This is a genomic window from Marinococcus sp. PL1-022 (assembly GCF_033845285.1).
Taxonomy (GTDB): Bacteria; Bacillota; Bacilli; order Bacillales; family Marinococcaceae; genus Marinococcus.
Genome location: NZ_JAWXCX010000001.1, coordinates 2,358,083 through 2,378,361 on the forward strand (window position 1 = coordinate 2,358,083; position 20,279 = coordinate 2,378,361).

20 protein-coding genes, 1 tRNA gene, 1 rRNA gene and 1 pseudogene are annotated in these 20,279 nt (G+C 43.7%); 5 read left to right on the forward strand and 18 right to left on the reverse strand.

The features are described from left to right. Window positions 1-20: 20 nt before the first annotated feature. The 3 genes from SIC45_RS12115 to SIC45_RS12125 form a co-directional block, all read right to left on the reverse strand. On the reverse strand, window positions 21-995 hold the full coding sequence (locus SIC45_RS12115) for a Gfo/Idh/MocA family oxidoreductase (RefSeq protein WP_319632341.1): 975 nt from the start codon (window positions 993-995) through the stop codon (window positions 21-23). Between the two features lie 125 nt (window positions 996-1,120). Further along, window positions 1,121-2,089: an Ltp family lipoprotein gene (locus tag SIC45_RS12120; protein WP_319632342.1), complete on the reverse strand. Its 969-nt coding sequence runs from the start codon at window positions 2,087-2,089 to the stop codon at window positions 1,121-1,123. Window positions 2,090-2,697: 608 nt separating this feature from the next. After that, entirely contained in the window at window positions 2,698-3,030 is a 333-nt protein-coding gene (locus tag SIC45_RS12125; RefSeq protein ID WP_319632984.1) for a hypothetical protein, read from the reverse strand. On the opposite strand from SIC45_RS12125, the pseudogene SIC45_RS12130 reads away from it, so the two are divergent. Continuing rightward, window positions 3,005-3,163 (forward strand): annotated as a pseudogene (locus tag SIC45_RS12130) (site-specific integrase); the annotation flags it as partial. The gene SIC45_RS12125 and the pseudogene SIC45_RS12130 overlap by 26 nt on opposite strands. A 6-nt stretch (window positions 3,164-3,169) precedes the next feature. Here SIC45_RS12130 and SIC45_RS12135 read toward each other — a convergent pair. The 3 genes from SIC45_RS12135 to SIC45_RS16525 form a co-directional block, all read right to left on the reverse strand. After that, on the reverse strand, window positions 3,170-4,651 hold the full coding sequence (locus SIC45_RS12135) for an ATP-dependent helicase (protein ID WP_319632343.1): 1,482 nt from the start codon (window positions 4,649-4,651) through the stop codon (window positions 3,170-3,172). After that, window positions 4,644-6,365, reverse strand: a complete 1,722-nt coding sequence (locus tag SIC45_RS12140; protein ID WP_319632967.1) for an ATP-dependent nuclease — start codon at window positions 6,363-6,365, stop codon at window positions 4,644-4,646. The genes SIC45_RS12135 and SIC45_RS12140 overlap by 8 nt, the downstream gene beginning before the upstream one ends. Before the next feature lie 157 nt (window positions 6,366-6,522). Further along, entirely contained in the window at window positions 6,523-6,717 is a 195-nt protein-coding gene (locus SIC45_RS16525) for an XtrA/YqaO family protein (protein WP_413645744.1), read from the reverse strand. A 483-nt stretch (window positions 6,718-7,200) separates the two neighbouring features. Here SIC45_RS16525 and SIC45_RS12145 point away from each other — a divergent pair, with 483 nt between their 5' ends. Beyond that, window positions 7,201-8,232, forward strand: coding sequence for a beta family protein (locus tag SIC45_RS12145; RefSeq protein WP_319632344.1), 1,032 nt, complete (start codon window positions 7,201-7,203; stop codon window positions 8,230-8,232). On the opposite strand, the gene SIC45_RS12150 is transcribed toward SIC45_RS12145, so the two are convergent. The 4 genes from SIC45_RS12150 to groES all read right to left on the reverse strand — a co-directional run bounded on the left by SIC45_RS12150 (window position 8,199) and on the right by groES (window position 12,034). Continuing rightward, window positions 8,199-9,074 (reverse strand): sce7726 family protein, encoded by an 876-nt coding sequence (locus SIC45_RS12150; protein ID WP_319632345.1) that lies wholly within the window; start codon window positions 9,072-9,074, stop codon window positions 8,199-8,201. The two genes, SIC45_RS12145 and SIC45_RS12150, sit on opposite strands and share 34 nt — an antisense overlap. Window positions 9,075-9,384: 310 nt before the next feature. Then, entirely contained in the window at window positions 9,385-9,543 is a 159-nt protein-coding gene (locus SIC45_RS12155) for a hypothetical protein (protein WP_319632346.1), read from the reverse strand. A 515-nt stretch (window positions 9,544-10,058) separates the two neighbouring features. Further along, window positions 10,059-11,705 (reverse strand): chaperonin GroEL, encoded by a 1,647-nt coding sequence (groL, locus tag SIC45_RS12160; RefSeq protein ID WP_091616789.1) that lies wholly within the window; start codon window positions 11,703-11,705, stop codon window positions 10,059-10,061. Window positions 11,706-11,749: 44 nt separating this feature from the next. Beyond that, window positions 11,750-12,034, reverse strand: coding sequence for a co-chaperone GroES (gene groES / locus SIC45_RS12165; RefSeq protein ID WP_319632347.1), 285 nt, complete (start codon window positions 12,032-12,034; stop codon window positions 11,750-11,752). Window positions 12,035-12,383: 349 nt separating this feature from the next. On the opposite strand from groES, the gene SIC45_RS12170 reads away from it, so the two are divergent. Beyond that, window positions 12,384-13,109: a type II CAAX endopeptidase family protein gene (locus SIC45_RS12170; protein ID WP_319632348.1), complete on the forward strand. Its 726-nt coding sequence runs from the start codon at window positions 12,384-12,386 to the stop codon at window positions 13,107-13,109. Window position 13,110: 1 nt separating this feature from the next. Beyond that, window positions 13,111-13,299: a DUF4305 domain-containing protein gene (locus SIC45_RS12175; protein ID WP_413645747.1), complete on the forward strand. Its 189-nt coding sequence runs from the start codon at window positions 13,111-13,113 to the stop codon at window positions 13,297-13,299. 68 nt (window positions 13,300-13,367) lie between these two features. Here SIC45_RS12175 and SIC45_RS12180 read toward each other — a convergent pair whose 3' ends face one another. Beyond that, window positions 13,368-14,015, reverse strand: coding sequence for a redox-sensing transcriptional repressor Rex (locus SIC45_RS12180; RefSeq protein WP_298789260.1), 648 nt, complete (start codon window positions 14,013-14,015; stop codon window positions 13,368-13,370). A 170-nt stretch (window positions 14,016-14,185) separates the two neighbouring features. On the opposite strand from SIC45_RS12180, the gene SIC45_RS12185 reads away from it, so the two are divergent. Beyond that, window positions 14,186-16,126, forward strand: coding sequence for an ABC-F family ATP-binding cassette domain-containing protein (locus tag SIC45_RS12185; protein WP_319632349.1), 1,941 nt, complete (start codon window positions 14,186-14,188; stop codon window positions 16,124-16,126). 59 nt (window positions 16,127-16,185) lie between these two features. Here SIC45_RS12185 and tsaD read toward each other — a convergent pair whose 3' ends face one another. The 7 genes from tsaD to rrf form a co-directional block, all read right to left on the reverse strand. Beyond that, complete coding sequence (gene tsaD, locus SIC45_RS12190; protein WP_319632350.1) at window positions 16,186-17,205, reverse strand: tRNA (adenosine(37)-N6)-threonylcarbamoyltransferase complex transferase subunit TsaD; 1,020 nt, start codon at window positions 17,203-17,205, stop codon at window positions 16,186-16,188. Next, on the reverse strand, window positions 17,192-17,653 hold the full coding sequence (rimI, locus tag SIC45_RS12195; RefSeq protein ID WP_298789263.1) for a ribosomal protein S18-alanine N-acetyltransferase: 462 nt from the start codon (window positions 17,651-17,653) through the stop codon (window positions 17,192-17,194). Before rimI ends, tsaD begins: the two co-directional genes overlap by 14 nt. Next, complete coding sequence (gene tsaB, locus SIC45_RS12200) at window positions 17,650-18,360, reverse strand: tRNA (adenosine(37)-N6)-threonylcarbamoyltransferase complex dimerization subunit type 1 TsaB (RefSeq protein WP_319632351.1); 711 nt, start codon at window positions 18,358-18,360, stop codon at window positions 17,650-17,652. The genes rimI and tsaB overlap by 4 nt, the downstream gene beginning before the upstream one ends. Next, entirely contained in the window at window positions 18,341-18,814 is a 474-nt protein-coding gene (gene tsaE / locus SIC45_RS12205; RefSeq protein WP_319632352.1) for a tRNA (adenosine(37)-N6)-threonylcarbamoyltransferase complex ATPase subunit type 1 TsaE, read from the reverse strand. The genes tsaB and tsaE overlap by 20 nt, the downstream gene beginning before the upstream one ends. Before the next feature lie 22 nt (window positions 18,815-18,836). Next, on the reverse strand, window positions 18,837-19,829 hold the full coding sequence (gene thiL / locus SIC45_RS12210) for a thiamine-phosphate kinase (protein ID WP_319632353.1): 993 nt from the start codon (window positions 19,827-19,829) through the stop codon (window positions 18,837-18,839). Window positions 19,830-20,038: 209 nt separating this feature from the next. Beyond that, window positions 20,039-20,115: transfer RNA gene (locus tag SIC45_RS12215), tRNA-Met, on the reverse strand. A 10-nt stretch (window positions 20,116-20,125) separates the two neighbouring features. After that, window positions 20,126-20,242 (reverse strand): 5S ribosomal RNA (gene rrf, locus SIC45_RS12220). Between the last annotated feature and the right edge of the window lie 37 nt (window positions 20,243-20,279).

Genomic DNA, 20,279 nt, shown 5'->3' on the forward strand with positions numbered 1-20,279 from the left:
TAACGCTCAGCAAAGACCTTTTAATAATATTCTTTTACTAATTCCGCCATTACCTGATTAGTACGGAACGCTGTTTTGCCAGTGCTTGGACAGGTTCCTTTTCCAAGCAGTTCATCAATAATAGATTGAATATGGTAATATTGAATATGCTTCGGATGCTCGATATAAAAAGACTCTTCCCCGGCTTCGTTTAGAAGGATAATCGGCTTGTCGTCAAACGTCGAAAACGTTATTTCCCCCTTTGTGCCGATGATACGGTTATCGTCCTCTTTACTATAGGAGGAGAAATTCCATACCCCTATCCCGACACCACCGTTCTCAAATTTCCATGTGCCGCTTACCGTATCTTCAGCCGGATAGGAATCAGCCAGGTTCACTGCAGAACCCTTTACCTCGTTTAAAGGTCCGAGCAGGTAATCAAAGAGATCCAGCGTATGAGAGCCTACATCATAGAATAGCCCTGCGCCGCTTTTTTCGGGGATTACCCTCCACGGCCATTCTCCGTTTTCATCTTTTTGAACGATGGGCTGGGTCTGCTGGATAGAAGCAAACCGCACCTCTCCAATGCTTCCGGCATCCAGCAGCTCTTTCACCCTTCGAAAACGCGGAAGAGATCTTCTATAATAGGCAACAAACAACGGCACTCCATGATTTTCGCAGGCTTTTATCATTTCTGCGCATTCGTCTGTGCTGCCTGCCATCGGCTTTTCCACATATACTGGCTTCCCTGCTTCGGCAGCCATGATCGTATATTGCTTGTGCGAGGAAGGCGGCGTCGCAATATAAATGGCATCCACTTCGTTGTCGTGGATAAGATCCTCCGCTTTATCGTACCAGCTGGGAACCCCGTGACGCTCCGCATAATCTCTCGCCTTTTCTCCATTTCTTCTCATTACCGCCTGCAGGGAGCTGTTTTTGGCGAGTTGAAAGGCGGGACCGCTTTTCACCTCTGTCACATTGCCGCACCCTATAATGCCCCATCGTATGTTTTTCATAGCGTTTCCTCCTTGATGAAATTCGTTTGTCTATTTAAAAGCCTTTTATACCTGTTTATTATAAAAGCCATTACCTATGAATAAAGGGAGCAGCTTTTGCTGTTCCCTTAAAATCAATATGTCAATTACAAACCGACCTGTCCGGCAGCATATGTGGCATGCTCCGTGCTGAACCCTTCAAAAGTCAGTTGATCAATTAGGCCCTGTCTTGAAAAAGAACTGTACTCCAGATAATCCTCCGCACTGCTAACTGCCTGCTCCTGCCAATCCACACTAATGTTTTCTACACCATGAGCAGCCTCCGATGAACTGAAACCGTCATACTCTAGTTGCTCAATCAATCCTGATTCGGAGAATGCGGTGTACTCCAGATAGTCCTCGGCCTGGATGACCGCCTGCTCCTCCCAGTCAACTGAGATGTTTTCTACAGCATATGTTGCGTCCTCTTTGCTAAAGCCTTCATATTCCAGTTGCTCGATGAGTCCTGATTTAGAAAATGAAGTGTAATCTAGGTAGTCCTGAGCCTGGCTCACTGCCTGTTCCCGAGAAACAGATCCGCTGGATTCTTCAGCCTCACGTTCCTCCTCTTCTCTTGCTTCCCGCTCGGCTTCCTCTTCAGCCTGGCGTTCTTCTTCCTCTTTCGCTTCCTGCTCAGCTTCCTCTTCAGCCTGGCGCTCTTCCTCTTCCTTGGCTTCCTGCTCAGCCTCTTCTTCAGCCTGGCGTTCTTCCTCTTCCTTGGCTTCCTGTTCGGCTTCTTCTTCAGCCTGACGCTCTTCCTCTTCCTTGGCTTCCTGCTCAGCTTCTTCCTCAGCCTGACGCTCTTCTTCTTCCTTGGCTTCTTTTTCGTTCTCTTCTTCATTCTTTTGCTTATCAGCTTTTTGTTTATCCGTAGCTGCTGTGGCATCTTCTGCTTCCAATTCAACAGCATCTTCCGCGGTATTTTCACCAGCTATTTCTGTAGAAGAATCAGTTGGAACTAGTATAACAAATAAAATTAAAGCATAAATAATTGAAGCCGTAATCATCTTCCACTTCACCCCGGAACGATACCCCGGAATCCGCTTATACCATTTTTTCTTTTCTTTATACCTCATTAAAATCCCTCCTTTTACATATATTGGTTACATTTTACCATGGTAAAGTAAAGCTGGCAATACACTGCGGTAGCGCCTTTATATGATTTTGGCTGCATCGAATAGAGGGTCTGAAAAGATTATTGGAAACTTTACGATTAACGGAATCCTTGAGTGTCCAGTTTGCTTTATTAGTGGTCGGATTGATTGCCTAAGGGGCAATCACCTTGGCGTTCACATGAGCAAAAACCATAAAAAAGCTTCCCACAAGTTCAGTGAACTCATGAGAAGCTTAAAGTAAATCCTATTCAAATGTTAGCAAAATGTGAGCATTCTGCTCATGTTCATTAAAGCTGGGTTATAGCATGGGATTGAACGGAGCCCGGACGAAAACCGCGACGTCCTGTCGCAGCGTCCGGGTGACCAACATCCTTTTGGCCTACATCATGCCGCCATTCTTTTAGTATATGAAATACGTGGATACAAGTGTTGGGATCGCCTTAATTGTCAGTTTTCGTATTTTACATGTTAGACTATTACCAAATAAGATATCAATAAATACGTGCAATATCCAGTCAAGATCCAGTCATAAGAAATATATCTAGAAAGTTAATCCATGAGAGGTCTTTTTATTTTGGGAGATGTTTTCTTGAGAAGCTTAATCTTATTATGATGTACCTGTTGCTCCTTATGGAAAACAGAGACTCACTCCCTTTATTACAAAGTTTATCTATCTTACTTTGAGGATTTGGATGAGTATAAACTTCCCTCTCTTTAATTCTTCTCATTTCCCAATTTTGATCTGCAATATAATAAACAGAGTCTTTTTCAGAAAGAATATACCCTATGTAGCTTTTGTCATCCACCTCTATAGTTTCTTTAAAAAATGGGGAGGTTACTTTTATAGGAATAATAACACTTCTAGCTACTTCTCCTCTTTTAATAGAAGAAGACGTTGGCACAAAGGAAATTCAGTAAAGATTGGGTCATGGAGATATTAACACTATCATGAACATTTATGCACATATAACAAAAAATATGGAAGAAAAAGCATCACAAAAATTCAGTGAACTTACGAAAGGAGCACTGGGTTAAAATTAATTAAATAATTCTAATTAGTTTATTTAGAGATTCTAACTGTAATTCTTTCTGTATTTCTTTCAGGTAACTAATATAGTTGTCATTAAGCAGAACTACTAGCTTATCCTTTCCTCTTGTAGTTGCAACATAATGTTCGTTAAAGTCTTTGCCCTGGTTTAATTTAAAATCTACTGCAAATATAAATACTTGTTGGAATTCTAACCCTTTCGATGAATGCAATGTCATAACTTTGTTCATGTTTTTTTGGCCGTTATACGCAATATCATATTCATCTGTTAAAATAACACTGGCAATAGGGCCAAGTTCTTCTTCTCCAAAACTTAATTGAAGCAATTCGGATAATTTTTCAAGCACAACAATAATCTGTTCTTTATCCATATCAGTGTTTTTTAACACTTTAATAGTATTATCCAACTCACTAATCTCGCTAGAACTTAAATCAAGTCCTAAGCTATTAACTAAATGATAAACGGAATACCTTTTATTTTTGACATATTTAGCTAGCTCAATTAATATAGAGGAATTTTTGGTATTATTGTCTAGCGGTGTTCGAGGAATATAAGTAAAATTATGCCCTTCTTCGTTAAGAGAATTAGCTATTTGTTCTGCAAAATCTCTTTTCCAAGTTAATATTACTAACTCTTTTTCAGGATTAATAATATTATCTTTATATAGTTCTTCTAATGAATATTCATTTCTCACGCCAATAACATCTTCTACCTCCCCACCCTCCATGTTAAAGTGGTCTTGAGTATCTAAAAAGAATGAATTGGAATAATTTTGGATGTCAAAACAACACCTGAAATTTTCAGTTAATTCATAGATATTAAACCCGCTCTCAGTTTGTAACAAACCTTTGAAATTTTGAGGTTCAGCTCCACGCCAAATGTATATAGACTGCTTAGGATCTCCAACGATAAAAAGTTTTATGTTTAAATCATCCTTAATGAACATAAAAAAATTGTGCATATCAATATCACTATCCTGATATTCATCAATAAATATCCTACTGTACTTGGCCTGTAAATATTGCCTACAGGCTTTTGATTCATCTAGAATTTTCTTTGCTAAATGGAACTTGAAATTTCTTTTTTTATTGTAATAGGTACCTAGTATACTTTCTCTTTCTAAGATTTCAAGTCCATCATAAAATGTGCTAAACTTCGTCTTAAAATATTCGGTTTCAAACTCCTGAGAAAAGCTTTGTCCAAAAGCATCCTTTATAAAAGGTCTAATAATTTCTTTTTCAATAAAACCATCGTTAGTACCGAAAAAATTTCCTTTTCCAGCCTTACCAGCACGTTCTTTTAATTCATTTGCTGCTTTATTAGTAAATGTTATTGCGGCAATTTTATAATGACTTCTATCATTCTTAACTTCTGCTTTAAGTTTATTAATTAATAGAGTTGTTTTTCCTGAACCTGCTCCAGCACTTACCACGATATTTTGTGAATCGTGATAAATTCTTTCTCTTTCAGTCATTCATCACCATCCCCCTTAAACACTCAAATTCATCGCTATAGAATATACTCTCACACAAATCTTGATCAAGTTCATTAATAAACTCAGCCATATTATAAAGCTTACTATCCTGCAGATATTTAACAATATCGTAATCAAATTGTTGACCTATCACGTTACTTAGATCATTTTCTAAATCAATCTCAGACAGGTAAATCATGTGTTCTTTAAACCTAAAAACCTTAGCCTCTTCTCCTTTGAAAAGTCTTTTTTTTGCATCATTTAGTATTTGATCTTTTTCTTTTTTAGAAGATTCGGGGTGAATATCAAGAATTATATTCTCCATTTTAGGTGCCTCCAATAGACTTAAACATCTATTAATACCCAAAAGTTCATATTCATTTTTTGATCCTTTTCTTTTTTTTAAATCATTATCTGTCTTGATTAATACAGTTATTCCTAGTTCCTCGAGGGTTTCTACATATTTAGAAAAATAAATACCACCTACCTCTAATAAGAAGCTGCCATGTAATTCATATTCGGGATACATTTCATCTAATATTCTTTCGAAGAATACTCTCTCGGATGGCCCTTCTACTAAGAGAACTCTACTAGAAAACAAGGCTGAAGATAGGTCCTTGTTTAACTTTCTTTTAACGTTCTTATAACGATCTTCAACATTGTATAAGAATGAATCACAAATAATTCTATCCTCTGAGTAAATTCTTATTAATCTAGTATTATCCATTTCATATAATAGCTCGGGAGAATGTGTAGACATAAAAAAATATTCATATGTGTTTTTTATGAACAGTTGTTTTGATAATGCTATTTGCATAGACCGATGCAAACTATTTTCTGGCTCTTCAATTAGGTTTATTACAACTTTATCCTCGTGTTCTTTTTTAGTAACATAGTTTAATATAGAATATGAGAGCAACTTCTTCCTCCCATCTCCAGAAGTGGGATAATAATTGTCATCTCCATTACGCTTTATGTATGGAATGAGATCAGAGTAAAACCCCTTAATTGCCATCTCTGATTTCAGTTCTATTGACACTTCTTCGTCTCTAAATGTTTTGTATTCCTCTGTTATACTACTTTGAAATTTTTTTATAGTGGTCATATCACCTATTTTTTTATTAACTTCATTTGTTAATCCTTTAATTTCATCTATCAACTGTTTATCATTATCATTTTCTTCAGATTTATCAAAGAGTACCCTTTTGTTTTTATTAAACAGGTTATTTAAATCAAGTAGTGGATTAACATAGACTACTTTGAATATATTGTCTAACGTGTACGATATTCCACGGGAAGGCACTTCTATTAAATTATCTACATTACTTCCCCAATATAACAGGGGTTCACCATATCCTTCACTTTCATTATAATCGGATATAATCCTTATATAGAATTCATCTGACTCATCTGAAGTCCTTGCATCTTTAACTCCAGCTACAAGTTTTTTTGTATCAGTACTTTCCTCAAAATCTGATAAATTTAATTTCACTGTAATCTTTATTTGTTTACTTGTATCATTTTGGTAGAAATCACTATCCATAAATCCATTTTTTCTCAATTGTTTATCAAATAAGAACCTTATTGCATACAAAAAATTTGTTTTTCCAACATCATTCATTCCAAAAACTACATTTTTGTTACTTAAACATATTTTGGAACAATAAAAGTTTCTGAAATTCTTAATATGAAGCTCTTCAAATATCAGAATAATCCTCTCCTAAACTTTTTATTATAGGATAATTATACCATCTATAGATATTCCTCTCATCATTCAATTGTGATATTCCACGTAGATATAATTCCTATTAAAAAAAGCTTCCCTAAAGCTCAAGGAACTTTAAGTAAACTTTTTAAGATTTAACGTGATTTCAGAAAAATCCAGTCAATATTCTTTTATAAGGTTTCACATCCTTGTATAGTAAAGGGTTTGAGGACTTAACCATCTTCACCTTACCTTGGTGAGTAATGACTTTCGTCTCTTCTTTAGTAGTTAAAGTGGTTATTTTTTCCTTCCCTCCGCAATATACTACACAGAACGGAGAATTTCCTTCCGGAAGATCCATTTCAAGAGTAACTTTTCAACTTTCTATTTCTGTTTGCACTTGGTTTAATCGCATAAGATCAGATCCACATGTTATAATTGAATTACTACATTAAGGATATCGAAAAGTGAAGAAGCTTTTGGGAGAAGATGTTGAGGATTTAAAGAAGCACTTCGAATATATCGTTCACACAGTTGAACAACGCGATAAAGAATCTAACGAATAGGCTGCTGAAACAGCTTTTATATTTTTTACCACATTAAATAAGTATAATTATATTCAGTTCTCACACTTTCATTTAGGATATAACTATCCCCACCCCATGACTAACATCCAGAATATTGCTTGGTTTAGCCAACAAAATAAACACGTCGTTTTGACGTGTTTTCTTTTGCTTATAGATGTATAATTTTGTTTTAAAAGTAAATATAATGTCAGTGGATTTAGATTTCTCTATTAATCCATTAGATATAAATAACATTACATCAAAGGGAGATGAAATTTTTGGATTTTCAATACATGCCAGTACTGAGGTATAGGGAACAAGAACGGATAGCCTATGGAAACTCGAATTTTGATAGCAGAATTACACCTTTGTTTGAGGTTATAACCGAAAAGCAACGTTCCACTGACACTATTGATAAGTTAATTAGGGAAACTTCAGGTAAAGATAATGTCATCATAGACATCCCAATATATGTACCTATCAAACCGAACACTCAACCATCCGTAACTAGCTTTCTCAACCCGATGAAAGCAAACGATTCCTTAAGAACGCAATTTTTTCTCGATCAAAGATTAGTGAATCAAGGTACGTTTATACCTACAGTTAGTTACGACCCACAAGTACCTTTTAGTTCCTCTAAAATAAAGGAACAAATTCAAGAGCTTAGAAAGAAGTACACCACTTTAGCATTTAGATGCCATTACAAACATAACAGCCCTTTCCTGAGTTTAGTAGAATCATATTCAAATGAAGGCGATATATTAATTTTTGACTTAGATGAAGCTAACTATCGTCATAGTAAATTCGAAGAAGTACACAAAAGGGTTACTTCAACTTCACAAAAAAAAGGTTTAAAGTCTGTTCTTCTTCGCTCTACAATACCAAAAGATCTAACAAACACAGAGTTAGAGAATGACGAGATTGTAGATAAGATAGACAATTCTCATTTGAAGAAATACAGTGAATATAACTATAGTGCATTTGGGGATTACGCTGGTGTCAAAAAAGATGAATTAACAAAGGGAGGGGTTATTAGTCCAGGTTACCTATTTTATTCTTGGGAATCTAATTCCTTTTACGGATACAAAGGGAATTTTAAATCAGCAAACAGCTTCACAACCATACTTCTCCCAGAAATCCTCAAGTCCAAACCCTGGAAAGAATTCACCGACAGCCACAAAAATAGCTGTTATGGATGTAGCTCCATAACAGCTATCGATCAAGGTACTAAAAAGGGCAACTCACAGCCATCTTGGAAAGGATTCGCTGCTAGTCACTATCTCAAAACATTGGAAGAATTCTTGAAGTAGATCAATTCAGGTGAAATTCCAGACTTAAATACAGCTTGGACATCTATTGGATAAACCTTGCCGAAATTCTGACAAAGATTACCCCATTGTTTGTTGTACCGCTGTTTTAATGCCCTCTTAAAGAGGGCATTAATTTTTTGATCTGACAACTTTAACAGAATTTCATGTTTATCATCTCTTTCTACTGGTAAAGAACCCTCATACTTTGAGGATTTAAGGATATAATCAAGCTCTTTTGAATTCAGATTTCTTAACATAGAACTTTTATTGAGATAAGGACTCTTATCTACACGCTTTCTAAAACTAAATTTAAAGTCACCACTCACCTCACGATAAGTAATTACTCCGCAATGCTCTGGAACAATGTTCATCACCTTTTTAAAATGGCATGGATGAACAACAACATAAGTATATTCAAATACCTCTGAATAATCGCTTACTTGCTTTTCCAACTTCTCAAGGGAGTCAAGTTCCGTTTTTATTTCATAAGCATAACTTTTACCATTAATTCTACCCACATCTAACCTACTTTTATTTACATTTATTTCATATGCTGAGATCTCAGAGTCTCTATTGATATACCTTTTTGTAAGCTCATATTTTAACTTTTGCTCTCCTGGATAGTGTCTCATAACAAAGTCATTAATGATTTGATGACCTAGAGTATCTTCTTTAAGATGTTCAATGCTCTGATAATACTCCTTGGGTAAGACATTCTCAAGCAATTCCCATACATTCACATCCTGCATGAATGTATGATAGTTCGAGTAGAGAGTTCTTGCAATAGAGGGGAAATCGTGCCTACTATCAAGCACTTCATTATAGGCTAGCACATCATCCATTTTCCACCCTCCTCAAGTGATCTTCATTGCCATTATATATAACTTTACACACAAAATCTACATTTCAATCGCATTAACAGTACTTACGTTCCTAAAATAAAGTCACAGTTCACTATTAAGACATGGAGGAATGAACATATACACGTACTTTACAACAAATGTAGAAAACGCTATGAAAAAAATCATGAAGAGGGATGGAATCACTACTTCAAGCTATCTCCATCCCCACCTTACTTCATTCAAGCTAGATATAATACTAACCTATTCCCACCAGTATTCTCTTACGAGAACACCATTAACCTGTCATTAATTAGTAAAGTTGTTTGCATAAATCTTCAATCTTTTCACATGTTTGTTGCATCTTTTCATTAACCCACGCAGGATACGTTTCTTCACCCCCGCTCTTAATTTTTGAGAGGGTTTCCAAGTAAACAATAAGATAATCAAACTTTGATGATGGGTGCTGCATTCCATCCCCTCCCTCCTATCGAACTAATTCGACAGAAAGGATTTATCCCCATCATAAACAAAACACGCGAAAGGATAACTACTCGTTTATGGATCTCTCATAAATCGTGTCAAAATTATAGCGATAAGTATCGAAAGTTGGAAAGGACTGCCTGAAAGAGGCAGCTTCCGGTAGTTTCAATTGGTGTGAATTTCTATTATATAACTTTGTAGAGGTTACAACTTTTAAAATACCTCTCAATATCTCAAAATTGACTCTTCCACAATCCGGCCCTATACTTGAAGACTCAGTTTTGAGATTAATTCTCTTGAATCACCATTATTTCAAAAAATCACTCTTTCCCACATGCATTTTTATAATTTAAGAATAAAAGAAAAGCTTCCCACAAGTTCAGTGAACTCATGAGAAGCTTAAAGTCAATCCTATTCAAATGTTAGCAAAATGTGAGTATTCTGCTCATTTCAACCTTCCCTATCGAGAAGCACCCTTACTACATAAGGGCTGGGCGAGCGACATTACATCATGCCGCCCATTCCGCCCATGCCACCCATGTCTGGCATGCCGCCGCCGGCACCGCCGCCATTTTCTTCTGGGATGTCGGCGATAACTGCTTCGGTTGTCAGGAACATGGAGGATACGGACGATGCGTTTTGCAGCGCGGAGCGGGTAACTTTTGTAGGATCGACAATGCCTGCGTCAATCATGTTCACCCATTCGCCGGTCGCTGCGTTGTAGCCGTGTCCAACTGCTTCTGTTTTCAGGCGCTCAACGATAACGGAGCCTTCAAGGCCTGCGTTATGAGCAATCTGACGGAGTGGTTCTTCGAGGGCACGGAGAACAATTTTCACGCCGGTTGCTTCGTCGCCTGTTGTGTTGTTCATTTCTTCTTCTACTTTTTTGTAGACGTTCATCAGCGCGGTACCGCCGCCGGAGACAATGCCTTCTTCTACTGCTGCGCGTGTAGAGCTGAGGGCGTCTTCGATGCGGAGCTTGCGCTCTTTCATTTCCGTTTCAGAAGCTGCGCCGACTTTAACAACGGCTACGCCGCCGGCAAGCTTCGCGAGGCGCTCCTGAAGTTTTTCACGGTCGAATTCGGAAGTCGTTTCTTCCATCTGCGTACGGAGCTGCGTTACACGGGCACCGATTGTCTGTGGATCGCCGCTTCCTTCTACGATCGTGGTGTTGTCTTTATCGATCGTGATTTTGTTGGCATGACCAAGCTGATCGATCGTTGCAGTTTTCAGATCAAGACCTACGTCTTCTGTAATGACCGTACCCCCGGTAAGTGTAGCGATGTCTTCAAGCATTGCTTTACGACGATCGCCAAAGCCTGGTGCTTTCACTGCTACTGCGTTGAATGTGCCGCGCAGCTTGTTAACTACGAGCGTTGCAAGCGCTTCGCCTTCCACATCCTCTGCGATGATGAGGATTGGACGGTTCTGCTGTACAACCTGCTCAAGCAGCGGAAGTACTTCCTGAATGCTTGTGAGCTTTTTGTCCGTGATTAAAATATACGGATTATCAAGCTCCGCCGTCATGGATTCGTTGTCGGAAACCATGTACGGAGACGCATAGCCGCGGTCAAACTGCATGCCTTCCACAACTTCAAGCTCTGTATCAAGGCCGCGGGATTCTTCGACTGTGATAACGCCGTCGTTGCCCACGCGCTCCATGGCTTCTGCAATGATTTGGCCGATTTCTTCAGATCCTGCAGAAATCGCGCCAACCTGCGTGATGGATTCTTTGCCTTCAATCGGCTTGCTGACGTTACGGAGCTCTTCGACCGCTACTTTGGTCGCGTTCTCCATGCCGCGGCGGATACCCATTGGGTTCGCGCCGGAGGTAACGTTTTTCAGGCCTTCCTGAATCATAGCCTGGGCAAGAACGGTTGCTGTTGTTGTACCGTCACCGGCAATGTCGTTCGTTTTGCTGGCAACCTCGGATACGAGCTGCGCGCCCATGTTTTCGAAGTTGTCTTCGAGTTCGATTTCTTTGGCGATGGTTACACCGTCATTGGTGATAAGCGGGGAGCCGAACTTCTTCTCCAAAACAACGTTGCGGCCTTTCGGTCCAAGCGTCACTTTTACAGCGTTTGCGAGTTCGTCCACACCGCGGAGCATCGCGCGGCGGCCGTTTTCACTAAACTTAATATCTTTAGCCATGATGAAATCCTCCTAATGTAATAATGATTTCGAAATGAAGCTGATTACTGAACTACAGCGAGGATGTCGCTTTCGCGGACGATTAAATAATCTCTGCCGTCGTATTTCACTTCTGTGCCTGCAAACTTCGAATAAACGACGATATCGCCTTCGTTTACTTCCGGCGTTACGCGTTCACCGTTGTCTTTTACAGCTCCGGCACCAACAGCCACCACGCGTCCTTCCTGTGGTTTCTCCTGGGCGGAGTCCGGCAGCACAATACCGCCAGCGGTTTTTTCTTCTGATTCTACCTGTTCGAGTACGAGTCGATCACCTAAAGGCTTTAACAAGGAAAACAACCTCCTTAGAATATTTTCATCGTCCGTTATATGTAACGGGAACGACAGTAACAACATTGTTGTTAGCACTCTTTCTATCCGAGTGCTAAACCCAATTATTATATTAATCAACCTGGGCTTTGTTTGCAAGAGGGAAGCGAAAATTTTTTCTTTCTTTTCCCATTCCGGCGCTTGATGGCACATTCACTCACATTCCCTGCTAATTATTTTATTAATCTTCTATTTCAAAATTGTCATAAATTCGCAAGCGCTCTCTTTATTCTTCCTGCAGGTACCTGTGATACAATTAGAGCGTTCGAAACTGGATTTAACCGAGAGAGATTAGGAGTGATCCCCTTCCATGGCCGCACGTTACTGGAGCATTGTTATTATTTATGTACTTATGCAGCTTTCGGGCATCGTTGCCGTCCCGGCCCTTTTGGCTGTAGGCAGCTTTGATTCCGCACAGCAGGCTTCGTACTTCTGGATTTTTGCGAGCTTTATCGTCGCTTTGATTGTTATTTTGATTCTGCTGATTCCTGAAAGAGGCCAAAGTCTTGCGTTTAATAAACCAAAAATGCCTTGGCCAAACTCCATCGCCTGGATTTTTATCGGGTTCGCCCTCGCCTACGCCGGCCAGATCGCCGCCGGTTTGATTGAACAGAACCTGCTCGGCATCGATACGGCGTCTGAAAACACGGCGCAGATCATCGAGCTCGTTAACAGCATGCCGGCCTTTGTCATTATTGTAGCTGTGATCGGCCCGATTCTCGAAGAGCTTGTGTTCCGTAAAGCCATATTCGGCTCGCTGTACAAACGGACAAACTTTTTTATTGCCGCTATTATCAGCTCCCTGATATTTGCTGCCGTGCATTTGGATTTCACTCATCTGCTTGTCTACACCATGATCGGCTTTGTATTCGCTTATTTGTATGTCAAAACCGGCCGGATCATCGTGCCGATAATCGTCCACTCTATCATGAATGCATTTGTGGTCGGTATTCAGGTATTGTTCCAGGATGAAATTGAACGCATGATGCGTGAAGCTGAAAGTGCACTTATTCTGCTTGTTCAGGGGTTGATGTAATATGAAAGCTTCTACCGCTGCTCTTTTCTACTTTGTGCTGGGCGGAGTGCTGCTGATGTTTACGTACTTTTCCGTCAGTGAGTCCTCCTGGTCGTTCTGGAGCATTCTGCTCGCCGCCTTTGCCGCGTATGACCTCGTGATGGGCTTTAACTACCTGCGCCTCATGTCAGAGCAGAAAAAGAAGAAATAGCAAAAGGGACCGGCCAGCATTCAGGCGGTCCCTTTTTAATGGATCAATATACATTTCCCACTGTCGGCCTATTCGCTTTCCAGCGGGTAATTTTTCAGAAAATACACGAGTGTCTGCAGCTCGATGGCAAGATCAATATGATGCACGCGCACAGTCGCAGGAACCGACAGGCGGGCCGGGGTAAAGTTTAAAATGCCGCTGATGCCTGCCTCCACCAGTTTTTCTCCGGTCGTCTGGGCCGCAGCGGACGGCACCGTGAGCATCGCTACGGAAACGTTATGCTCTTCAAGCTTTTCCGCCAGATCGTCGGTGTGATACACCGGAACGTTGCCGATCTGCTCTCCGACCATGTCTTTATTGATATCAAATGCAGCCACAATCCGGGTGTTTTCATTTTTGGAGAAATTGTAACGAAGCAGCGCCCTTCCCAGGTTCCCCACACCAAGAAGCACTACGTCGGTGGCCTCGTCCTGGTCCAGGGTGGTCCGGAAAAACGACAGCAGGTACTGTACATTGTAGCCGTACCCTTTCTTGCCAAGTGCGCCGAAATACGAAAAATCCCGGCGGATCGTTGCCGAGTCCACCTTGACCGCCTCACTCAATTCGGTTGAGGAAACGCGGGTTTTTCCTGTTGCATACAGGCTTTCCAGAAATCGATAATATAGGGGCAGCCGCTTTGCGGTAGCCTGCGGAATTTTTTGCTGGTCTGTATTCATAATTATTTCCACCTAAATGTATTGTCATCGTCTGTAGACAGTATAGCATGTGTCCCCACGAAAACGTACCGAAACGCTTACCACGCGCGAGGCTTATCCTGTTTCGCGTTTCACGGAAAAGTACGATACACTGATAATATCAGAGATGTTATTAAAGGAGCTATATAAATATGATTTTACTTCAATGTTCGGGTGTCACCAAGTCTTTTGGTGCAGAAACCGTACTTGATCAAATAAAACTCGAAGTAAAGGAAGGCGAACGGGTCGCACTGGTCGGCAAAAACGGGGCCGGCAAATCCACCCTCCTGAAAATTCTTGCCGGGGAATCCTCGTATGATTCTGGCTCCATCACGATGCCAAAGGGCACGACGTTCGGGTATCTGGAGCAGCACACCGGCTTAAACAGCGATAAAACCATGTGGGATGAAATGCTCGAGGTTTTTACCCATCTGCAAAAAGCTGAAGCCGAGCTGCGCCGCATGGAAGCAAAAATGTCCGAGCCTGGTATTATTGACGACACCAGCGCCTACGAAAAGCTGATGGCTGACTACGACCAGCGCCAGCAGGAATTCGAAGCCCGTGGCGGCTACCGCTATGAGTCCGACATCCGCACGGTGCTGGCCGGCCTCGGCTTTGGCAGCTTCTCTCTCGAAACGCCGGTACAGTCGCTAAGCGGCGGTCAGAAGACTCGCCTTGCCCTCGGCAAGCTTCTGCTGTCACGGCCCGATCTCCTGATTCTTGACGAGCCGACCAACCATCTCGATATGGATACCCTCCGCTGGCTCGAGCAGTATTTAAGCAGCTATCCGGGTGCCGTCCTGATCGTCTCCCACGACCGGTATTTTCTGGACCAGATTGTGACGAAGGTGTATGAAATCATTCATAAAAAAGCCCGTTTGTTCTACGGCAATTACAGTGCGTTTCAGGAAAAACGGGCCGAGCTGTTTGAACAGGAAATGCAGGCCTATGAAAAGCAGCAGAAGGAAATTGCCGAGCTTGAAGACTTTGTGCAGAAAAATATTGTGCGCGCCTCTACAACCAAACGGGCCCAGAGCCGCCGGAAAAAGCTCGAGAAAATGGACAAGCTCGATAAACCGCAACGGGACGGCAAATCCGCCTCCCTGCGCTTTGAGATTGACCGGCAGAGCGGAAACGATGTACTAAAGGCAGAAGACCTTACCTTCCGTTTTGATGATAAGGCGCCCGTTTTTGAGCATTTAAATGTACGCGCCCAGCGCGGCGAGAGCATTGCGCTGATCGGACCGAACGGAACGGGCAAAAGTACCTTTTTAAAAACGATCAAGGGAGATCTTGAGCCGGATGAAGGGCATATTCAGCTCGGAAGTAAAGTGGATCTTGGCTATTACGATCAGCAGCAGGCGGAGCTGAATTCGGGCAAGACCGTGCTGCAGGAGCTGTGGGACGAATATCCGCTTGAAAACGAAAAGGACATCCGCACGGTGCTCGGCCAGTTTTTATTTACCGGCGAGGACGTGCTGAAGCAGGTGTCTGACTTAAGCGGCGGGGAAAAGGCGCGCCTTTCGCTTGCTAAAATGATGATGCAGAAGTCGAATTTCCTGCTGCTCGATGAGCCGACCAACCACCTTGATCTCGACAGCAAGGAAGTGCTTGAAGACGCCCTGATCGATTACCCGGGAACAATTCTGTTCGTTTCCCACGACCGGTATTTTCTGAACCGGATCGCGACCCGCATTCTCGAAATGGGCGACGGCGACGTCCGCAATTACATCGGGGACTATGATTATTATTTGTTCAAAAAGGAGGAAGAGCGGGAAAAAGCGGCTCTCCAGGCAGAGCGTGAAGGACCGAAGCCTGAAGACACCGGCGCAGCAAAGTCTTCATTTGCAGACGATAAAGCAGCCAAGCGTGAGGCCCGCAAGCGGCAGCGCCGCATTGAACAGATTGAACAGGATATTGAAGCCAAAGAGCAGCTCGTTGAGGAGCAGGAAGCCGCTTTGTTCGAACCTGACGTATACGAATACCATGAAAAGGCCGCCGGCTATCAGTCGTCGATTAACGAACTGAGAGGCGAATTGGAACAGCTGATGGAAGAATGGGAAGAACTGCAGCTCGAAGAATCCAGCTCCTAATCATATTCACTTTATACAGCAAAGCCCGTGTCTCAGCAGAAGAGAACACGGGCTTTTTGTTACGTATGAAGCGGCAGGCCGGGCACGCCGTTTAAATCCATACCGGAAAAATTCCCTTTTTTCCAGTTGATATAGGCAGCAGCTCCGATCATGGCTGCATTATCGGTACATAAATGCAGCGGTGGTATCTGCAGCTTGATGCCGCTGTCTTTGAATTTCTCTTCCATCGCTGTCCGAAGACCGCTGTTCGCTGCCACGCCCCCGACTACCATCACCTGCTTCACCCCGAAGGCTTCTGCTGCACAGGCTGTTTTTTCCGTCAGCACGGTAATGACACTCTGCTGAAAGCTTGCCGCAACGTCCTCCGGAGCTAATTCTTCCCCGCGCTGGCGGGCGTTGTGGAGCGTGTTCATAACAGCAGATTTCAAGCCACTGAAGCTGAAATCATACGAGCCCTCCTCGAGCCAGGCAACGGGCAGCGGCACGTCCGGCACTCCTTTTTCAGCGAGCTTATCGAGCTCCGGGCCGCCGGGATACGGCAGGCCGAGAGTACGCGCGACCTTGTCATATGCTTCTCCCACGGCATCATCTCTTGTCTGGCCAAGCAGCTCATACTCCCCTTCCTCCTGGATAAGCACCAGCTCGGTATGGCCCCCGGACACGACGAGCGCAAGAGCAGGGTATTCCCATTCCTCCTCAAGCCGGGTCGCCTGAATATGGCCTGCAATATGATGGACGCCGATCAGCGGCAGCCCCTTCGCGTACGCTGTCGCCTTCGCGGCATTTACGCCGACAAGAAGGGCACCGACAAGTCCGGGACCTTCCGTTACCGCTACGGCGGACAAATCGGAAAACGTGCTTCCCGCTTCCTCAAGCGCCTGCTCCATGACCTGGGTGATAGCTTCTGCGTGATGTCTCGAAGCAACCTCCGGCACAACGCCGCCAAAGCGTTTATGACTTTTCATCTGGGAGAGGACAACGTTGGACCGGATCCCCGTACCGTTTCTGATCACTGCAGCAGCTGTTTCATCACAGCTCGTTTCCACAGCCAGAATATCTATTGGTTCACGCTTGTTCATTCATATTCACCCACATTACTATCGCATTTTCATTATTATCCATGTAATAATTTTTTCGGACCCCGCCGGGCACAAATCCGAATTTATCGTACAGGTTCCGGGCGGTCTCATTGGTTTCACGCACTTCAAGCGTCATCGTCCGGGCTCCGTAAGTGTAGGCAACTTCCATTAAATTGGCCAGCAGCTCCTGCCCGATTTTCCGTCCGCGGTAGCGTGAATGCACCGCAATATTGGTTACATGCGCCTCGTCAATAACAATCCATACCCCGCAGTAGCCGACAATTCTGCCTTTGACTTCTGCCACCAGATAATGGGCAAACTGGTTATTGTATATTTCATTTTCAAACGCACGCCGGCTCCACGGCATTGAAAAGGCATTATGCTCTACCTCCATCACGTTGTCGATATCGTCGGCACTCATCATACGGATCAGTATTTCTGCTTTCATTCGGATCTCCCGCTTTGGGCTTTCTGCCAATTTTTTTCTGCTTCTGCGAGCTGGGCATATTCCGGCACCACCGCGTGTGCATCCATTGCTTTGCCGGCGATGCGGGCCACACGGATGATCTCAGCCGGACGGATCGTCTGGGCCGTCCAGTCCGCAAAAGCCGCCCGGCTGCCGAGCCGTTCCTGGATCAGCTCCTGCCGGCTTGCCGTGTCTTCACCGACAAACAGAATTTGCTTCTCCATCTGTTCGAGCGTCTCCAGCCAGTCCGGAAGCAGAATGATCTGATCCTTTATCTGGCGTGCTACGGCGTTTTCTCCCGAACTTCCGGAAAAAGCCGCTGTATAGACCTGATTTCTCCGTGCATCAATCAGGGGAGAAACGAGGCCTGGAAACCCGAGGCCGTTTTGGGCAAATACCTGAAGCGTCGATACAGGATAGAGCGGGATATTTAAGGCCCAGGCCATTGATTTAGCCGTCGTTACTCCGATGCGCACGCCGGTGTAGGAGCCTGGCCCCGTCGTTACTGCTATCGCATCCAGATCGTCCGGGGCAAGGCCGCTTTCTTTCATCAGTGATTCCACCGCCGGCATCAGCCGGACGGAGTGATTTTTTTTAATGTTGGTCGTATATTCACCGAGGATTTTCTGTTCATCTGCAAGGGCGATACCCAGCACGTGCGTGGACGTGTCAATTGCGAGCATTTTCATCATTCTGCAACTCCTTCATCTTTGCCTTCCACCGCTCGCCAACGGCCGTCAAAGTCAATTCCCTGCTCGTTTCCCCGGTGTACTGAATATCTATTTCCAGACGATCCTCCGGCCATTCTTCCAGGCGGACCGGCCATTCTAAAAGTGACACTCCGCCTGCCTCAAAGTATTCTTCAATTCCGATTTCCTCCGCTTCCTCTTCTGAAAGCCGGTAAAGGTCAATATGAAACAAAGGCAGCCGGCCTTCGTATTCTTTAACGATCGTAAAGCTTGGACTGTTTACCATTGTGGTAACTCCCAGGCCTCTGGCAAAGCCTTTGGCAAAATGTGTTTTTCCTGCTCCAAGGCTTCCGAGCAGCCATATCTTATCATCTGCCTCCGCATACCGGCCCAAAAGCTCTCCCCACGCCGCCGTTTCCTCCGGAGACGAAGTGCCGATAATCCACTCTGACATAGCGCTTCTTCCTTTCTGCTGCTTATGATGAACGAAAATGATTATAGCCGGATTTTTCCAGCCTGGTACGGGAGCCGTTTTCCTGCAGGAAGGCCTCCCCGTTCCCTGCTGAAACCTTCCCGATCGCATACAGCGCAAGTCCGGCTTTCCGGAATTTGCTGCTGAGTTCTTCCCAAACGGAAGAAGGTGCTGTTCCGACCAGCTCGAAATCTTCTCCACCGTAAAACATATGCTTTTTCATTGTTTGCATTTCCAGCTGCTCCATCGCTTCGTGGACCGGCAGCCCGGAAAAGTCCAGTTCTATCGAAACACCGCTTGCTTCTGCAATCTCACAGCATTCGCTTGCCAGCCCGTCACTTATATCATTTAAAGCCGTACGGCCGCCGTATTCCACCAGCAGCCGCCCCGCCTCTACCTGGGGCACCGGGCGCTGGTGATAGGCAATTAATGCTTTTTCCCGCTCAGAGTAAGCCGCATCCTTTGTCCGTTCGAGCAGAAGTTCAAGCCCGGCTGCCGACATACCGACAGGGCCGGTTAAAAACACAATATCACCGGGTTCTGCAGAGCTTCGGAGCAGCTGCTGCTTTTCTTCCACTGCCCCGATCACTGTAATGCTCACCATTAAGTCGCGCCGGGAGGATACTGTGTCCCCGCCAATCATATCCATATGATAGCGTGCGCCCAGTTCATTCATTCCCCGGTACAGTTCGTTTAATTCCTCTTCGGACCAGCTGGGCGTTACCGCAATCGATATCACATAAAAATGTGGCACACCGCCCATAGCGGCGACGTCGCTAATGTTTGCCGCCAGTGCTTTAAAGCCGATGTCAAAGGGATTCATCGTATCTTTGCGGAAATGGACATCTTCAATCATCGTATCCACACAGACAATTTCATTCATCTGCGCAAGCGGCCGGTATACCGCCGCATCATCACCTATCCCTACCTCCAGACGCTCCTGGAAGATTTGTGTTGGTTTGCGTTCGTTAATCCAGTCAAATTCATCGTTTGGCATAAACTGCTCCTCAATGATCTCTCTTAATAGTCTCCTGCTAGTTTATCGTATTCTTGCAATCGCGTACAGTAAACGAAAAGGACCTCTTCGCGTTTATCCAAAAACTACCCTCTGCGCTTTCTGCACAAAGGGTAGTCTGGTTTCCGGTTTCATTATTGTATCTTATTTCATAAAAAAAAGCCTTGCCGGCTTTGATGGATTAGTATAATTGGTTGCGGGAGGAGGATTTGAACCTCCGACCTCCGGGTTATGAGCCCGACGAGCTACCAGACTGCTCTATCCCGCGATTTGGTATAGCGCGGCGACGATCTACTTTCACGGGGGGAGAACCCCCGGCTATCATCAACGCTGAAGAGCTTAACTTCCGTGTTCGGCATGGGAACGGGTGGATCCTCTTCGCCGTTGTCACCGCACTATGTATGGTGTCTCTCAACAAGACAGTTATAATCT

What these genes read in the sequence shown, in the direction of transcription:
- tsaD (WP_319632350.1), bottom strand. Translation starts at nt 17,205, where the DNA reads ATGAACAAGCGTGAACCAATAGATATTCTGGCTGTGGAAACGAGCTGT.
- SIC45_RS12115 (WP_319632341.1), bottom strand. Translation starts at nt 995, where the DNA reads ATGAAAAACATACGATGGGGCATTATAGGGTGCGGCAATGTGACAGAG.
- SIC45_RS12135 (WP_319632343.1), bottom strand. Translation starts at nt 4,651, where the DNA reads ATGACTGAAAGAGAAAGAATTTATCACGATTCACAAAATATCGTGGTA.
- thiL (WP_319632353.1), bottom strand. Translation starts at nt 19,829, where the DNA reads ATGCCAAACGATGAATTTGACTGGATTAACGAACGCAAACCAACACAA.
- tsaE (WP_319632352.1), bottom strand. Translation starts at nt 18,814, where the DNA reads ATGTCAGAGTGGATTATCGGCACTTCGTCTCCGGAGGAAACGGCGGCG.
- SIC45_RS12120 (WP_319632342.1), bottom strand. Translation starts at nt 2,089, where the DNA reads ATGAGGTATAAAGAAAAGAAAAAATGGTATAAGCGGATTCCGGGGTAT.
- tsaB (WP_319632351.1), bottom strand. Translation starts at nt 18,360, where the DNA reads ATGAAAATGCTCGCAATTGACACGTCCACGCACGTGCTGGGTATCGCC.
- rimI (WP_298789263.1), bottom strand. Translation starts at nt 17,653, where the DNA reads ATGAAAGCAGAAATACTGATCCGTATGATGAGTGCCGACGATATCGAC.
- SIC45_RS12170 (WP_319632348.1), top strand. Translation starts at nt 12,384, where the DNA reads ATGGCCGCACGTTACTGGAGCATTGTTATTATTTATGTACTTATGCAG.
- SIC45_RS12185 (WP_319632349.1), top strand. Translation starts at nt 14,186, where the DNA reads ATGATTTTACTTCAATGTTCGGGTGTCACCAAGTCTTTTGGTGCAGAA.
- groL (WP_091616789.1), bottom strand. Translation starts at nt 11,705, where the DNA reads ATGGCTAAAGATATTAAGTTTAGTGAAAACGGCCGCCGCGCGATGCTC.
- SIC45_RS12155 (WP_319632346.1), bottom strand. Translation starts at nt 9,543, where the DNA reads ATGCAGCACCCATCATCAAAGTTTGATTATCTTATTGTTTACTTGGAA.
- SIC45_RS12175 (WP_413645747.1), top strand. Translation starts at nt 13,111, where the DNA reads ATGAAAGCTTCTACCGCTGCTCTTTTCTACTTTGTGCTGGGCGGAGTG.
- SIC45_RS16525 (WP_413645744.1), bottom strand. Translation starts at nt 6,717, where the DNA reads ATGGATCTTCCGGAAGGAAATTCTCCGTTCTGTGTAGTATATTGCGGA.
- SIC45_RS12180 (WP_298789260.1), bottom strand. Translation starts at nt 14,015, where the DNA reads ATGAATACAGACCAGCAAAAAATTCCGCAGGCTACCGCAAAGCGGCTG.
- SIC45_RS12150 (WP_319632345.1), bottom strand. Translation starts at nt 9,074, where the DNA reads ATGGATGATGTGCTAGCCTATAATGAAGTGCTTGATAGTAGGCACGAT.